Origin of the sequence: Acinetobacter sp. ANC 3813 (assembly GCF_002135435.1) — a bacterium.
Classification (GTDB): Bacteria; Pseudomonadota; Gammaproteobacteria; order Pseudomonadales; family Moraxellaceae; genus Acinetobacter.
This window is the reverse complement of the sequence record NZ_NEGK01000017.1, coordinates 1-16,105: the sequence shown is the minus strand read 5'-3', so window position 1 is coordinate 16,105 and position 16,105 is coordinate 1. Positions and strand designations below refer to the sequence as shown.

Annotated in this window: 14 protein-coding genes; 7 read left to right on the top strand and 7 right to left on the bottom strand. The window is 47.6% G+C overall.

Going from position 1 to position 16,105, the window contains the following annotated elements; all coding sequences use genetic code 11:
- The first annotated feature begins 2 nt into the window (after positions 1-2).
- The 3 genes from lptG (at position 3) to B9T34_RS17910 (ending at position 3,943) form a co-directional block, all read left to right on the top strand.
- The gene (gene lptG, locus B9T34_RS17920) at positions 3-1,073 is read left to right on the top strand and encodes an LPS export ABC transporter permease LptG (protein ID WP_086214492.1); all 1,071 of its coding nucleotides are present in this window, start codon (positions 3-5) and stop codon (positions 1,071-1,073) included.
- 122 nt (positions 1,074-1,195) lie between these two features.
- Positions 1,196-2,743, top strand: a complete 1,548-nt coding sequence (gene gpmI / locus B9T34_RS17915) for a 2,3-bisphosphoglycerate-independent phosphoglycerate mutase (RefSeq protein WP_086214491.1) — start codon at positions 1,196-1,198, stop codon at positions 2,741-2,743.
- 27 nt (positions 2,744-2,770) lie between these two features.
- Positions 2,771-3,943, top strand: coding sequence for a S41 family peptidase (locus B9T34_RS17910; RefSeq protein ID WP_086214490.1), 1,173 nt, complete (start codon positions 2,771-2,773; stop codon positions 3,941-3,943).
- 12 nt (positions 3,944-3,955) lie between these two features.
- On the opposite strand, the gene B9T34_RS17905 is transcribed toward B9T34_RS17910, so the two are convergent.
- Genes B9T34_RS17905 through B9T34_RS17895 form a run of 3 tightly spaced genes read right to left on the bottom strand, consistent with a single transcriptional unit; the run spans position 3,956 to position 7,611 of the window.
- A complete protein-coding gene (locus tag B9T34_RS17905) occupies positions 3,956-5,371 on the bottom strand; it encodes a sigma-54-dependent transcriptional regulator (RefSeq protein WP_086214489.1) in 1,416 nt (471 codons plus the stop codon).
- Between the two features lie 18 nt (positions 5,372-5,389).
- A complete protein-coding gene (locus B9T34_RS17900) occupies positions 5,390-6,955 on the bottom strand; it encodes a sensor histidine kinase (protein ID WP_086214488.1) in 1,566 nt (521 codons plus the stop codon).
- 20 nt (positions 6,956-6,975) lie between these two features.
- Positions 6,976-7,611 carry a response regulator gene (locus B9T34_RS17895; RefSeq protein WP_086214487.1) on the bottom strand — a complete coding sequence of 212 codons (636 nt, stop codon included), beginning with the start codon at positions 7,609-7,611 and terminating at the stop codon, positions 6,976-6,978.
- A 209-nt stretch (positions 7,612-7,820) separates the two neighbouring features.
- Here B9T34_RS17895 and B9T34_RS17890 point away from each other — a divergent pair, with 209 nt between their 5' ends.
- A complete protein-coding gene (locus tag B9T34_RS17890; RefSeq protein WP_139841286.1) occupies positions 7,821-8,876 on the top strand; it encodes a serine hydrolase in 1,056 nt (351 codons plus the stop codon).
- A 127-nt stretch (positions 8,877-9,003) separates the two neighbouring features.
- Here the strand turns inward: B9T34_RS17890 and thrC are convergent, their stop codons facing one another.
- The 4 genes from thrC to xerD all read right to left on the bottom strand — a co-directional run bounded on the left by thrC (position 9,004) and on the right by xerD (position 13,469).
- Positions 9,004-10,143, bottom strand: a complete 1,140-nt coding sequence (gene thrC / locus B9T34_RS17885; RefSeq protein WP_086214485.1) for a threonine synthase — start codon at positions 10,141-10,143, stop codon at positions 9,004-9,006.
- A 65-nt stretch (positions 10,144-10,208) separates the two neighbouring features.
- Complete coding sequence (locus tag B9T34_RS17880; RefSeq protein ID WP_086214484.1) at positions 10,209-11,513, bottom strand: homoserine dehydrogenase; 1,305 nt, start codon at positions 11,511-11,513, stop codon at positions 10,209-10,211.
- Positions 11,514-11,636: 123 nt separating this feature from the next.
- The gene (locus B9T34_RS17875) at positions 11,637-12,452 is read right to left on the bottom strand and encodes a DsbC family protein (RefSeq protein ID WP_086214483.1); all 816 of its coding nucleotides are present in this window, start codon (positions 12,450-12,452) and stop codon (positions 11,637-11,639) included.
- A gap of 99 nt (positions 12,453-12,551) precedes the next feature.
- The gene (gene xerD / locus B9T34_RS17870; protein ID WP_086214482.1) at positions 12,552-13,469 is read right to left on the bottom strand and encodes a site-specific tyrosine recombinase XerD; all 918 of its coding nucleotides are present in this window, start codon (positions 13,467-13,469) and stop codon (positions 12,552-12,554) included.
- A 173-nt stretch (positions 13,470-13,642) separates the two neighbouring features.
- Between xerD and B9T34_RS17865 the strand changes: the two genes are divergently transcribed.
- Genes B9T34_RS17865 through B9T34_RS17855 form a run of 3 tightly spaced genes read left to right on the top strand, consistent with a single transcriptional unit; the run spans position 13,643 to position 16,038 of the window.
- The gene (locus tag B9T34_RS17865; protein WP_086214481.1) at positions 13,643-13,903 is read left to right on the top strand and encodes a FeoA family protein; all 261 of its coding nucleotides are present in this window, start codon (positions 13,643-13,645) and stop codon (positions 13,901-13,903) included.
- Positions 13,900-15,759 (top strand): ferrous iron transporter B, encoded by a 1,860-nt coding sequence (feoB, locus tag B9T34_RS17860; RefSeq protein ID WP_086214480.1) that lies wholly within the window; start codon positions 13,900-13,902, stop codon positions 15,757-15,759. The genes B9T34_RS17865 and feoB overlap by 4 nt, the downstream gene beginning before the upstream one ends.
- A 27-nt stretch (positions 15,760-15,786) precedes the next feature.
- Positions 15,787-16,038, top strand: a complete 252-nt coding sequence (locus B9T34_RS17855) for a DUF6587 family protein (RefSeq protein WP_086214479.1) — start codon at positions 15,787-15,789, stop codon at positions 16,036-16,038.
- Positions 16,039-16,105 lie beyond the last annotated feature (67 nt).

The window sequence follows — 16,105 nt, the reverse complement described above, 5'->3', positions numbered from 1 at the left end:
CAATGTTAGCGCGCCGTATTATTGCCAAACATGTGACCAAGACCACTGCACTCGCCATGCTGGGTGCGACTGCGGTCTTGTCTAGCCTGCAGGTGCTGTTTACCTATTTGGGAGAGCTGGGCTCTCTGAAAGACGGTTATGGCGCTTGGGATGCGTTCCTGTATGTGTTGTGGGGCGCACCGCATGCACTGTATGAGATTTTGCCGATTTCCGCCTTGATTGGCGCGGTATTGGGACTGGGTACACTGGCATCCAACAGTGAATTGATTGTGATGCGCTCAGTGGGCGTGAGCTTATGGCGTATTGTAGGCTGGGTGATCCGTTCTGCATTAATTTTGGTGATTCTGTCTTTTGCTTTAAGTGAATGGGTCATTCCCTATACCAATGAAAAAGCTGAAGGCATTAAAAGCCACCGTACAGCAGCAGAGCTGGGTGAGGTGAAAGGCTATTGGTCCCGTGAAGGGCAGCGCTTTATCTACATTGATTATGCCAACTCGCAAGGTCAGCTGAAAAATGTGCAAGTGGTCGATTTTGATGATAACTACCGTTTGCGCGGCACGCTGGAAGCGGATGAGGGGCAGTTTGTCAAAGACGGCAGCTGGACGCTGAAAAACGCCAAGCAGGTCGATATTCTGAAAACAGGCGATGCCGTGCTTGAGCAAAGCGCGAAACTGCCATTGTCTTTGGCGCTGCAGCCCAAATATGTGCATATGGTGACATTGGACCCTGAAGATTTATCCCCAAGCCAGCTGATCAGCTTTATGAGCTACTTGGATGAATACAGTCAAGTGCCGAAAACCTATCAATTGGCCTTTTGGCAAAAAATGGCTTCACCGCTGGCGCTGATTGCCTTGGTGGTGATTGCCTGTTCATTTATTTTTGGACCGCTGCGCCAGCAGTCAATGGGCTTCCGTTTGGTGATCGCCTTATTTATCGGTCTAGGCTTTTTCTATTTGCAGGACTTTTTGGGCTATGCCAGCTTGGTGTATTCGCCATCGCCTGCATGGTTCGTGTTTGTGCCGATTGTGCTGATTTTTGCAGCCGGCGGCTACCTGCTGCACCGCGCAAGATAAGCGGTCAGTATCGGGGAAAGCTATGTTCCTGAACAGGATTAACCCTGCTGAGAACATAGAGTCTTAGCCGAAAATTCGGTAAGATAGTGTGATTAATTTTTAGACTTAAAGAGTGTGCAATTATGTCGGATGCAGCTGTTGGTAAAATCCCTCACGTTTTAGTGATTATGGACGGTGTGGGGCATCGCTTAGAGGAAAAAGACAATGCCTTTTTAGCGGCCAAACGCCCTAACTTAACAGCAATGGAAGCAAAGCATCCGCATGGTTTAATCTCTGGTTCTGGCGAAGATGTTGGCTTGCCGGCCGGTCAAATGGGCAACTCAGAAGTCGGCCATATGAATCTGGGTGCAGGCCGTGTGCTGTATCAAGATTTTACCCGCATTACCAAAGATATCCGTACGGGCGCATTTTTTGAGCATGAAGTGCTGATTGATGCTGTGGAAAAAGCCAAAGCGGCGAACGGCGCTCTGCATATTATGGGCCTGCTGTCTGAAGGCGGCGTTCATTCGCATGAAGACCATATTGTGGCTATGGCGGAGCTGGCGCTGAAGCGCGGTGCAAAAGTCTATCTGCATGCGTTCTTGGATGGCCGTGATACGCCGCCTAAAAGCGCGCAGCCGTCTTTAGAAAAATTGGATGCGCTGTTTGCGCAATATCCAGGTCAAGGCCGCATTGCAACGATGATTGGCCGCTATTTTGCCATGGACCGCGATAACCGCTGGGACCGTGTTGAACAGGCTTACCGTCTGTTGACTGAAGGTGAAGCTGCCCGTACAGCTGCAAGCGCTGTTGAAGGCTTAGCATTGGCTTATGCTGCTGAAGAGTCAGACGAATTTGTCAAAGCGACGCGTATTGGCGAAACGGCCAAAGTGCAGGACGGCGACAGTGTGGTGTTTATGAATTTCCGTGCAGACCGCGCGCGTGAAATTACCAAAGCTTTTGTAGAAAAAGAGTTTGCCGGCTTTGAGCGTAAAGTCGTTCCGGCGCTGTCTATATTTGTCATGCTGACCCGCTACCAAGCAACCATTGATGCGCCTGTTGCGTATATGCCTGAAGCATTGGTCAACTCAATTGGCGAATACTTGTCTGGTTTGGGCAAAACCCAATTGCGCATTGCCGAAACTGAAAAATATGCGCATGTTACGTTCTTCTTCAGCGGCGGCCGCGAAGATGAATATCCAGGTGAAAAGCGTATCCTGATTCCATCTCCAAGCGTTGCAACATACGATTTGAAACCGGAAATGAGCGCTTATGAAGTGACGGATGAATTGGTTGCTGCCATTAATTCTGGTGAGTTTGACCTATTGGTAGTGAACTATGCCAATGGCGATATGGTCGGCCATACCGGTGTGTTTGATGCCGCTGTAAAAGCTGTTGAAGCGGTAGATACCAGTTTAGGCCGTGTATATGAAGCAGTAATGGCAAACAAAGGCCACATGATTATTACAGCCGATCATGGTAATGTTGAGCAGATGCAGGATTATGTCAGCGGTCAAGTGCACACTCAGCACACCACTGAATTGGTGCCATTTATTTATGTTGGCCCGACTGCTGCAGAAATTGATGAAGGCGGTGTATTGGCGGACGTAGCGCCGACATTGCTGAATTTGATGAATATTCCAGTGCCAGCAGAAATGCAGGGCCGTAATTTAATTCATTTAAAGGCTTAAGTTTTAAGCTCATGCAAGGATAGAGGAATGGCGAAAGCGCATTGGCGATCTGCGGTACTGTTCACCACATTGATGTGCGCTGGCCATTTGGCATGGGGAGCAGGCAAAGCGCCTGCTTCCGATGAATTCGATGGGGATTTTGAGGCCAATTACCAAGAAATTCCTGTTGAATCCATTCAGCAGTTTGTGCAAATTTACGGCATTGTCAAAGATAATTATGTCAAAGAAAAAAATGACGATGAACTGTTTCAGCAAGCCATAAAAGGCTTAGTCGGCGGACTTGACCGCTATTCCCGATATTTATCTCCAGAAGATTACAAACAGCTGATGCAGTACACCGAAGGCGACTTGGCCTCGGTAGATTTTAACCTGCGCTATGATGCTGCTTTACAGCATTGGGTCATTCATAATTTACAGCCAGATGCAGATTCTGCGAAGCTGGGCCTGAAAAATGGCGTAACCATTTATAAAATTGAAGATCAAGAGCTGAAAAAACTCAATCAAGATCAAGTGAAGCATCTCTTAGACGGAGCGATTGGCTCGACTTTAAGTTTGCAGCTGTCGCAGTACAGCGTGCCCATGAATCTTGTCCGCAATACCAAAATTGAAACCGATATTGAATCGCGTCTGCTGAACAATCAGGTGCTGGTGCTGCATATTAAAGTGTTTCAGCAGGATACAGCCAACGAAGTAAAGCGCCTGATTGAAAGCCATACATCATCAAAGCTCAAAGCAGTACTGTTTGATTTGCGCAATAACCCCGGCGGCTTATTGTCTGCAGCTGTTGAATCGGCAGATTTATTTTTGAATCAGGGCGTGATTGTTTCAACCAAGAGCCGTTCGGAAGGCGATCAGCAATTTCAGGCTTTGCCGAGTTTTGAATTTCAGAATTTGAAAGTGGGTATTTTAATTAATAACCGTTCGGCATCAGCAGCGGAAGTATTTACCGCAGCCATGAAAGAGCATGGACGTGCATGGGTTGCTGGCGAAAAGAGTTATGGCAAAGGCGTAGTGCAAAAACTGTTTCCACTCAGTAATGGCGCTGCGCTGCAAATGACCGTATCACAATATTACACGCCCAATGGACGCATGATTGAAGGGACCGGTGTGCAGCCGAATGTGAGCTATCCAATCCCGCATGATATGCGGGAGGACAGCTATGTGGAGCATATTGCGGATTTGTTGCTGCAACAAAAATAAAGCAGCCGCGCTTTAGTCTTCGTCGGTATCTAAACCAAATTTCTTTAAACGGTAACGCAAAGAACGAAAGGTCATGCCCAGCTTTTTAGCTGCGACAGTGCGGTTCCAATGCGTAATGTTTAAAGCATTCAGCAAAATATCTTTTTCAATTTTTTCCAGATAGGCTTCAAGGCCTTCTTCTGGCAGTTTTTTGCCCAAAGATGGCAGATCAGCATTGCCGCTGCAGATTGGCGAGGCTTCAGTCAATGCTGCCTGCTGCTGCGCCATTTGGCGCTGCGGTGCGCTTTGCAGATGCGGCAGATCAAGCTGTTCGTCATCACACAAGGTCATCGCACGCTCAATGATATTGCGCAATTCACGCACATTGCCTGGATAATATTGACCAGTGAGAAATTCTTTCGCGCGGGCAGTCAGCTGTTTAGCAGGAATGTCCCACTCTGTACTGATTTTATGAATAAAATGGTCTGCTAAGAGCAAAATATCATCCCCGCGCTCGCGTAGCGGCGGCAGAATTAAATCCATCACATGGATGCGGAAGAACAAATCTTGACGGAAACGGCCTTGCTGCACCAATGCTTCTAAGTCTTGATGGCTGGCGCTGATCACGCGGAAATCAACATCTATTTCACTGTCTGAACCAACAGGGCGGATGCGTTTTTCCTGTACGGCACGCAGCAGTTTGACCTGCATGCTCAGCGGCAATTCTGCAATTTCATCTAGAAATAAACTGCCGCCGTGCGCAGATTGAATCAGGCCTTGCTTGTCTTGAGTCGCGCCGCTGAAACTGCCTTTTTTATGGCCAAAAAGCTCACTTTCCATCAATTCTGTTGGAATCGCGCCGCAGTTGATGGCAATAAAAGGGCCTTCATTTCGGTTGCTGAGGCGATGCACTAAATTGGCAACCACTTCTTTGCCTGTACCAGACTCACCTGTAATAAATACAGGCGCCTGAGAGCGGGCAATTTTTTTCAGCGTGACCCTGAGCTGCTGAATCGGTTTTGATTGTCCAATCAGCATTTTATATTCTAAGGTGTCGGCTTGATGCTGTACGGGCTCAATCGGTTTGTTCAGCGCTTTTTGCAGCAATTGTTCCAAATGCACAGGATTAACCGGCTTGCTGACAAAGTCGAAGGCGCCGGCTTTGAGCGCAGCAATAGCGATTTCCATATTGCCATAGGCCGTCAATACGGCAACAGGCAGCCCAGAGCGGTGTTCATTAATCCATTCCAGCAGCTGCAGTCCATTGCCGTCCGGCAAATTCAAATCGGTTAAGCAGGCGTCATACACATGTCCGCTCAAGCATGCCTTAGCTTCACTTAGTGTGTGCGCGCTATGCGTTTCAATGCCGATGCGAGACAAGGACATCTGCATCAGCATGCACAGATCTTCCTCATCATCTACCAATAATACCAGTGGCCGTTTTTCCACAATGTCACCCCAAAAAAATTAAACCGCTGCACGCTGGCAAATAAGCCTAAAACAGGCGCCTCTTTGTTGTTCTACATAAGTCAGCTGCGCCTGATTTGCTTCGCAGAAGCTGTGTGCAAGGTACAATCCTAAACCAGTTCCTGTAATTTCGGTACTGAAAAAAGGCTGAAATAATGAAGCGCGGTGCTGAACTGCAACCCCTTGACCAAAATCTCGCACATCAATGCGCATATTTTTTTCATGCGGGTAGATATTCAGCTCGATATAGCCTGCATCTGGGTCATTATGGCGGATTGCGTTGCGGATTAAATTGATCAGCACCTGACGCAGCTGGGCTTCATCAAAGTAAATATGGCAGCTGCTCTGAATATTCAGCTGAATCATTTTTTTAATGTCAGATAAATCTTCTTGGATCAACAAAGGGATAAAGCGGTTTAAGCTGAGCTCTACCGCATGTGTTTCACGGTTTTTCACCATGTTCAGCGTGTCCTGCACAATGCCGTCAATGCGCTTGGCTTGCTTGGCAATCATTTTGCTGAGCATTTGCTGCTGTGCGGGGTCACTGCCATTCTGCAGTTCATTGGCCTGTACAATCGCTGCCAGCGGATTGCGTATCTCATGCGCAATACTGGCGGAAAGCTGGCCCAGTGCCGCCAGTTTCAGCTGCTGCACATGCTGATTGAGTTTTTGCGCATCCTGCAGAATCAAAAGGGTTAGCATCTGGTGCGGGACAATCAATTTTTTGACATGCACATGAATGTGATACAGGCTTTGCTGCGACTCAAACTGAAATTTTTCCCCATCTCTGAGATCTTCAAAATTCAGCAGTTCAAATAAGTCGGGCTGGCTCATATACAGCGGAAATTTCTCTGCGCTGTAAGATGCCGTAATCCCCAGCAAATGACAGGCTGCAGGGTTGCTCAGCACCACATGGCAGTTTTCATCCAGCACTAGATAACCCGTGTCAATCTGCTCCAGAATATAGCGGTTGATGTTCTGCAGCTGGTTCAATTCAAGGGATTGCGAGAAGTTGAGGTTCTCTAAAATTTGGAAGCGCCGAACGGCAATTTGCCCACAGCCATAGACCACAAAAAACAAAAAGGCCAGCACGGCGCTGTTGCCGATATTGCGCAGCGAAGCAAAGTCTAAAATGGAGCCGACAAAGAGCTGATAAATGACAATGATGACAGCAACAAGTGTGATGATCAGCGCTTTTTGCGCATTCAGCAGAATGGATGCGGCAAAAATGGTAATCACAAAGAGCAGACTTAGATGCAGATTTGGGCCATCTAGAGCAAAAGTCAGCAAGCTGAGCGCGAGCACATCGGCAAAGAAAATCAGCACCATCTGTTTAGGAATGGCGGCTTTGATTTTATTTAAAATAAAAAACTGCAGACTGCTGATGACCACATAAGAGGTCAGCACATAGAGATACAGCTTTGGGTATTGATATTGATCATTCAGCTGGCTGTAGGTCACAAAAAAGACCATCAGCAGGCAAAAGCTGATGATAAAACGGTATGCGCTGTACCAAATGCCCAAATGATATTGATTAAGTTCTGAAAGGTTTGGGCGCTGACTCATGAGGCTTGCTGCATTAGGAATTAAGGTTTAATGAGTCCGTAGCGGATGGCTAAATGGGTTAATTTAACGTCACTGTCGATGCTTAATTTTTCAAAAATACGGTAGCGGTAAGTGTTGACCGTTTTGACGCTGACAAAAAGCTTGTCTGCAATTTCCTGTGCGCTGATGCAGTTCACCACCATCATCGCGACTTGCATTTCACGTTCTGACAAAGCATCAAAGGGCGACTGCTGCGTATCGGACAAATATGAGCTGGCCAGCTGTTCCGCAATATCGGCGCTGAAATATTTGCCGCCTTGCATTACCTTATTGATGGCGCGAACCATCTCAGTCACAGGTGCGCCTTTAGTGATGTAGCCTTTAGCGCCGGCTTTCAGCAAGAGCGAAGGGTACGGTTCTTCAGCGAGGCCGCTGACTGCAAGCACTTTGGTTTCAGGCGCAGTTTGCAGCAGGCGGCGGGTTGTTTCGACGCCGCCAATGCCTGGCATATTGACGTCGAGCAGAACAACATTTGGATGGTGCTGGCGCACTATGGAAATGGCTTCTTCACCAGATTCAGCTTGGCCAATCACCTGAATTTCAGTATGGTCTTCGAGCATTCTGCAGATACCTGTTCGTACCAATTCATGGTCATCTACCACTAAAACTGTGATCACCTGTACTCTCCCTGTCTGAAAAACGTCTTTTTTGTTACATAACGCAAAATAAGCTTGCAATGAAACGACAAAATTAGCAATGCTATTCTTATCTAAAATGGAGAACTTATTAAACTTTCTTTGAACGTAAATTGTTCTCCATTGCGTAAATGTACGGCATATTAGAGGCAATACGCAAATCTTGCCTTAATTGAGTTGAGTGAATCATAGTGAAGAATTCAGATAAATCGATAATGCGTGTACTGGGAATGTCATTTTTGTTTGGCATGAGCTCAATGAGCTTTGCTGATATTGTAATGAACTCTTCGCCCAGTCAAGCCAGCCTCAGCTGGTCTTCAGAAGAAGCCAATCAGCTGCTGAATGGTGACGTATCTGCAACTGCAAATGATGGAGATGAACCTTCACCGCAAGGCTCAACCAAGGTGAGCACTTCTGTGCGCAGCCTCAATGGCGTGGCGCAGACTGCACCCTCAAAAACTGTACAGATTTTAGATACCAGCCGTTCCTCTTCACAGCCTTCTGTGAATGCGCGTGCAGCTTTGGTGATGGATGGTCAAACCGGTGAAGTGCTGTACAGTAAAAACAGCAATACAGCCTTTCCTATTGCCTCTTTAACCAAATTGATGACTGCGGTGGTGATTTCAGATTCCCGCCTGAATATGTCTGAAAAAATTACGCTGCAGCAAGGTGATTTTTCTTGCTCGGGCTGTAAGAGTTCTAGTTCGACTTTACGTGCTGGCGACAGCATGAACCGTGCCGAAGCTTTGCTTTTTGCATTGATGAAGTCTGAAAATCCTGCAGCTTCGGCCTTGGCGCGCACTTATCCGGGCGGCCGTACTGCATTTTATGCAGCCATGAATGCCAAAGCGCGTTCATTGGGCATGAATTCAACACACTATGTTGAATCCACTGGCTTGCACCCTGGCAATGTTGCTTCTGCGCGTGATTTAGGCATTTTGGTGAATAGCGCTTCTCAATATGGCTTGATCCGTCAGTTTTCGACTACGCCAAGCTATGATTTCAATTTAGGTTATCGTGTTCTGAAATCCAATAATACCAATGCGCTTGTGCGCAATGGCGGCTGGAACATCAACCTGTCGAAAACAGGTTATATCAACGAAGCGGGGCGCTGCGTAGTCATGCATACCACGCTGAACAACCGTCCTGCAGTTGTAGTGCTGCTGGGTGCGGATTCTTCAGCTGCCCGTACCAATGATGCAACCCGTTTAATGACATGGGTATCTCAGCTTCCAAAACGTATTTAAACGGCATGATTTATTTCACAGGATGAAATGAATGGATTTGCTCAAACGCCTGATCAGTTGATTGGGCGTTTTTATTTCAGGCATAAAAAAGCCCTGCAATTGCAGGGCTTTTCAGTTTGAATATGAATTACATATTTGACAAAATTGAATCACGCACTTGATCCATAGACGCGTCAATAGACAGCATCACGGCATCTTGGCATTGCGTGATTGCTGTGTCAGGATCTTTTAGGCCGTTGCCAGTTACGGTACAAACAATCACCGAACCTTCTTTGATTTTGCCAGACTTGATGTCACGGATTGCACCGCCAACAGAAGCCGCAGAAGCAGGTTCAACAAATACGCCTTCATACATAGATAGCATGCGCTGCGCATCTAAGATTTCAGCATCAGTTAATTCGTCAAACCAGCCTTGTGAATCACGGACAACTGCTTTTGCATGGTTCCAGCTTTGCGGGTTACCAATACGGATGGCAGTCGCTACAGTTTCTGGATTCGCAACAGGCGCACCGCGAAGGAATGGCGCAGCGCCTGCAGCTTGGTAGCCAGCCATAATTGGCAAGCCTGCTGGCTTAGGACCTGTGAATTGGTCAGTCTCAGCGTTATAAACTACTTGTTCAAACTCATCTTTCGATTGGTTTGCAACAGCTTCTGTATAACCCATCCAGTGCGCAGTAATGTTGCCTGCATTGCCGACAGGCAAGCAGTGGTAATCCGGCGCACGGCCCAAAGCTTCAACAATTTCATAAGCAATGGTTTTTTGACCTTGCAGGCGGTATGGGTTGATTGAGTTTACAATCGTCACCGGCGCTTGGTCAGCGACTTCCTTAACAAGGCGCATGCCGTCATCGAAGTTGCCGCGTATTTGCATAGTGATCGCACCGTACATCATGGCTTGCGCCATTTTACCCATGGCAATTTTGCCTTCTGGGATTAATACGAACGCTTTGATGCCAGCACGCGCAGCATAAGCAGCAGCGGCAGCAGAAGTGTTGCCTGTAGACGCGCAGATGATGGCTTTAGAGCCCTCTTCAACCGCCTTCGTTACCGCCATAGTCATACCGCGGTCTTTAAATGAACCAGTCGGGTTTAAGCCCTCGTACTTCACATAAATTTCAACATTTTTGCCGGTTAAACGTGGAATGTTCTCAAGCTTAATCAGTGGCGTGTTACCTTCGCCTAATGAAATTGCGCGAGTAGTTGCAGACACTGGTAAACGGTCGCGATAGCGGTCAACTAAACCAGTATAACGATTGGCATTCGACATGATGATGTTCCAATTGTGTGTAGAGCTTGGCGAGAGGAATAGAAGTATGCCCCTCGACCCGGTGATTAATTATCAAGCGATTCTAAACGAATTCGCACAATTTCGCCATGAATGACAGGCAATGCTTGAATCTGCTGAAGGGCTTCATCCATTTTTGATTCTTTAACTGGATCAGTCAGAATCACGATAGGGATAAGGTCTTTTAAGCGCGGCTGCTGCATGATGGCGTCGATGCTGATGCCGGCGCGGCTTAAAATAGTCGTTACATCTGCAAGTACGCCAGTTTGATCTTCGGCATTAATGCGGATGTAGTAGCCTGTGGTCATTTCTTCGCGCGGCAGAATAGGCAAATCGGTTAAAGCTTCAAATGCCAATTGCGGAATAGTGCCTGCGCCGTCTTCTGTATATGAAATGTCGCGGACAATATCGACAACGTCAGCAACGACTGCAGATGCTGTCGGGCCTGCGCCTGCGCCTGCGCCGTAGTAAAGGGTCGGGCCAACGGCATTGGCTTGAACCAAGACCGCATTTTTCACGCCGTTCACATTGGCAATCAGCTGATCTTCAGGAATCAGTGTTGGATGCACGCGAAGCTCAATGCCTGTTGCTGCGCGGCGCGCAATGCCTAAATGCTTAATGCGGAAACCCAGCTCTTCTGCATATTTCACATCTTGCGCTGTCACCTTGCTGATGCCTTCAGTGAAAACTTTATCAAACTGCAACGGAATACCGAATGCAATCGACGCTAACAGGGTCAGCTTATGCGCAGCATCAATGCCTTCAACGTCAAAGGTTGGGTCTGCTTCTGCATAGCCCAGCTCCTGCGCTTCTTTAAGGACGTCTGCAAATGCACGGCCTTTTTCGCGCATTTCAGTCAAAATAAAATTGCCTGTACCGTTGATGATTCCTGCGAGCCAATCGATTCGGTTGGCTGCCAAGCCTTCGCGCATCACTTTAATAATTGGAATGCCGCCTGCAACCGCCGCTTCATAGGCAATTTGGACTTTATTTTCATCAGCCGCTTTAAACAAAGCCGTACCATGTTCTGCAAGCAAGGATTTATTCGCAGTCACGATATGCTTACCGTGCTTCATGGCTTCCATGATGATTTCATAAGCAGGATGAATGCCGCCCATGACTTCAACGACAACATCCACATCAGGCTGACGCACGATGTCCAGCAAGTCTGCGCTTTGTTTTACAGACGCAGGCAGATCTAAATCTGGGCGCGGACGGCGTGTGCCGACATGGGTAATTTCAATTTCACGACCGGTGCGACGTTTAATCTCAGCAGCATTTTCTTTTAATAGTTTAAGGGCACCACCACCCACAGTACCAAGACCGAGGATTGCCAGACGAACTGGTTTCACGTCACACTCCAAATATTCATCAACATTAAGCGAACCTAGATCATAGCTAAAAAAATGCCATGACTCTAGGAGATTCACAACTTTCTATCCATCTATAAAAAACAGTAATTTAATCAATAAAATTTATTTATTTAAACGTTCGGCCAATTCATTCGGCTCCATGTAGCCGCCCAAATAAACGCCGTCTGTGCTGTAGATTGCAGGTGTGCCGTTTACGCCAATATTCAGGCCCATTTGATACATGTCGCGCACTGGGTTTTTGCAGGCAGCTGGCGGTAATTGAACGCCAGAAATGGCTTGGTTAAAAGCTTCTTGGCGGTCTTTGCTGCACCAGACGCTTTCCATTGCTGGAATGAACTGTTCACCGCGCGGCCATGCGATATAGCGGACTTCGATGCCTTTGGCATTGATTTCGTCCATATGCTCATGCAGCTTATGGCAATACGGGCAGCTGGCATCGGTGAATACATAAACGGTATGGCGGGTCTTGCCTTTGGCTGGGTAGACAATCAGGTCTTCAGTTTTTAATTTTTCAAATACTTTTTTCGCGCCGGCTGCCTGCAGGTCTTGGCTGACGTTATGCAGTTCCTTACCGCCTAAACGCACAATCTCGCCCTGCAGGATATATTTGCCGTCTGCAGTGGCATATACAGAAGGCATGCCTTCAAAGCTCACCCAATATAAATTTGGCACTTCGGTCGACTGAGCATCGGTAATTTTGGCGTTGATGCCGGCTTTTTTCAGGCCGTCTTGCAGCGTGCTGACCAGACGCTGCTGCGCATTGCGTTCGGTTAATGTAGACGCTTCACCCGTTGCAGGTGTGCTGGCAGTTAAAGGCGCTTGCTTTTCTTCGGCATTGTCGGACTTTGAACATGCGCTTAAACCCATGCCTGCAGCAAGCGTGCATGCCATAAAAAATGTTGAACGGGTAAATAACATAAACAACCCTTTTCTTTTAGCTTTATAAAACTGGTGGCTAAGCATAGCAAAAAATCATACCGCTCATAACATTTCTTGGTGTTAATGCTGAAAGAGGATTTAGGCGCGTGGATGATGAGCTGCATGCAGCTGCTGCATGCGCACTTGCGCGACATGGGTATAGATTTGCGTGGTGGATAGATCGCTATGGCCCAGCAGCATTTGCACGACACGCAGATCGGCACCGTGATTCAGCAGATGGGTTGCAAAAGCATGTCTGAGCGTATGCGGAGACAGCTCAGATTGAACATTTGCCTGCAGGGCATAGCGCTTAATGGCGTACCAGAAATTCTGCCGGCTCATGATGCCGCCATGCTGGGTTAAAAACAGGTAATCGGTCGAAGTCTTATATAATGCTGGACGGGACTCGGCGAGGTATTTTTCGACCCAGTCGCAGGCGATTTGCCCTAAAGGCACCAAGCGCTCTTTATTGCCTTTTCCGACAATGCGCAAATAGCCTTGCTTCAAATTGATCAAATCTATTCTTAAATTCAGCAGCTCAGTCACCCGCAAACCGCAGGCATACAGCACTTCCAGCATAGCGCGGTCGCGCAGGCCTAGAGCGGTGCTTATATCGGGCGCATTGATCAGCGCCTCGACATCCGCTTCCGACAGATCTTTGGGCAGGGCACGGCCCAATTTAGGTGTTTTATGACTGCTGACAGGATTATCATCACGCAGTTTTTGCTCACGCAAAAACTTATAAAAAGAGCGCAGGGCAGACAGGCTGCGGGCAATAGAACGCGGGCTTTTGCCTTGCTTCGTCAGATTCAGCAGCACATCGGCAATATCATCACTGTTCCACTGCGGCATTGCTGCCTGACAGTACTCACTGCATTGAATTAAATCAGATAGATAGGCATTGCGCGTATGCGGACTGACTGTCTGCGCAATGAGGTAGTCGCGAAAGCCCTGCAGAAAGCTGAGCTGCTCAGGAATGCTTACAGGCGCAGGGATACGGGGTTTTTTATTCAGCATGCCATTCTCGAATTGATTTATTAAACCGATAAACTTGATTGATTTTCTTCGTTACATTGTAACAATTCATCAGGGGTCTTGTGTTATAAAAGATGCGAATCATTATCGGATCTGAATTGGTAATTATTCTCATTTATTTGTATACTGTTTAAAATATTTAAGGGTTGGATGCAGTGCGTTTATCTGATTTAAAAGTCAAACAAACTGCCATCATTAGCAAAGTCAATCGTACTTTGGATGGCGAAACTCAGACAGATTTAGTAGCAAGCCGCCTAGAAACGCTGGGTTTTGTTGCGGGCACAAAAGTACAAGTCATTACGAAAGGTATTTTTGGCGGAGATCCAATCTTAATACAAGTCGGTTTTACCCGTTTTGCTTTGCGTAAAGCCGAAGCGGAAAAAATTGAAATTCAAGCTGAAGGAGTGTCTGCATGAGTGATGCGCTTCGTATTGCCCTTGTAGGGAATCCTAACTGCGGTAAAACATCCTTATTTAACCATCTGACAGGCACACGCCAAAAAGTCGGCAACTATGCAGGCGTCACTGTAGAGCGCAAGGTTGGCCAGTTTACTTTGCCTTCAGGCAAAGCTGTGCGTGTGCTGGATTTGCCCGGCACATACAGCTTAAATGCAACCAGTCCAGATGAAGCGATTACCCGTGATGTCGTGATGGGTAAAATTGCGGATGAAGGCCATCAAGATGCATTGCTTTGCATACTGGATGCCACCAATTTGAAATTGCATTTAGGTTTGGTGATTGAGCTGATTGCACTGGGCCGTCCAATGCTGATCGTTCTGAATATGATGGACGAAGCGCGCCGCCGCGGCATGCAAATCAACACGCAGAAATTGTCTGAGCGTTTAGGCGTGCCAGTGGTCGAAACAGTTGCAGTGCGCAATTCAGGCATTGAAAGTTTGCTGAGCGCGCTGGATCAGGCGAAATACAGTGTGCCATTTACTGAGCTGACGGGCTTAAAGGGCGAAACTGCGCATGAGAAAATGGAAAATGTACTCCACGATGTGGTGCAGTTTGTTGATGAAGAAGACAAGCGTACCGATTTCTTAGATAAGATTTTCCTGCATCCCGTGCTGGGCTTAGTCAGCCTTGCCGTGATGATGTTTATTATTTTCCAAGCCGTCTTTGCTTGGGCTGCGCCATTTATGGATGGCATTGAAACCTTCTTTGGCTGGCTGGGCGAAGCGGTGGGCGGAGCAATCAGCCAGCCTTTGCTGAACAGTTTAGTCGTGGACGGCATAATTGCAGGGGCAGGCGGTGTAATCGTGTTCCTGCCGCAGATTTTGATTCTGTTCTTCTTTATTTTGGTTCTAGAAGAGTCGGGTTATTTGCCGCGCGCAGCCTTCCTGCTGGACAAATTAATGTATAAGGCAGGGCTTTCTGGCCGCGCGTTTATTCCATTGCTCTCAAGTTTTGCCTGCGCCATTCCGGGCATTATGGCTTCGCGTACCATCAGTGATCCGCGTGACCGCCTAACCACGATTTTTGTTGCGCCGCTGATGACCTGTTCTGCGCGCCTTCCAGTTTATGCGCTGCTGATTGCTGCGTTTATTCCAGAACAAACGGTTTTGGGGCTGTTTAATCTACAGGGCTTGGTGCTGTTTGGTCTGTATATGGCGGGCATTGTCAGCGCGCTGTGCGTGTCCTTTGTGCTGAAGTTTTTTCATAAAGATAAATCCCAGCACATGCTGATGATGGAGCTGCCAAGCTACCGTTTTCCAGATTTGAAAAATATTTGGATTGGCTTATTGGACCGCGCCAAAATCTTCTTGCGCCGTGTAGGCGGCATTATTTTTGCGCTGTCTATTTTGCTGTGGTTTTTGTGTACTTTCCCGCAAGCCCCTGAAGGCGCAACGTTGCCTGAAATTGATTATTCCTTTGCAGGGATGCTGGGGCATCTGCTGCAGCCGATTTTTGCGCCATTGGGTTTCAACTGGCAGATCTGTATTGCCTTGATACCTGCCATGGCTGCCCGTGAGGTAGTTGTTGCAGCTCTGGGCACTGTATATGCATTGTCTGCGGTTGATGATGATGCGATGTCTAACGGTTTGGCTTCATTGATCAGCAGCGGCGGAGATTTAGGCTGGTCTGTGGCGACAGGCTTGTCTTTGCTGGTGTGGTTTGTGTATGCGCCGCATTGCTTGGCGACGCTGGCAACCGTAAAACGTGAAACCGGCTCATGGAAAACGGTCAGCTTTATGACAATTTACCTGTTTGGTTTGGCATATCTCATGTCATTCCTGACCTATCAGATTGCAACGCATTACTTTGGCTAATGTCTGCCAAAAGGCGAGGAGATTGAGATGATTGAAATTCTAATAGTGGCTGCTTTGGTGCTGTGGAGTGCGGTCGTGGTGTTTAAAAAGGTTTTTCCTAAGACATCCAGCTCGGTCTTCACGTCTGTCGCAGATGCATGCGCTGCGCGCGGCTGGGCACGCTTGGCCGCTTGGCTTAAACCGGCAGCGCCTGCGGGCTGCGGCGGCAGCTGCGGCTGTTCAGCTTCGGAAGAGCCAGCACAGAATAAAGCTGAAGTTCAGGCTGTGAAATGGAAATAAGCGAAGCTTAGACTGCAGCACTGCACTAAATTGAAAAAACCGCCATTTTTATGGCGGGTTTTTTTTT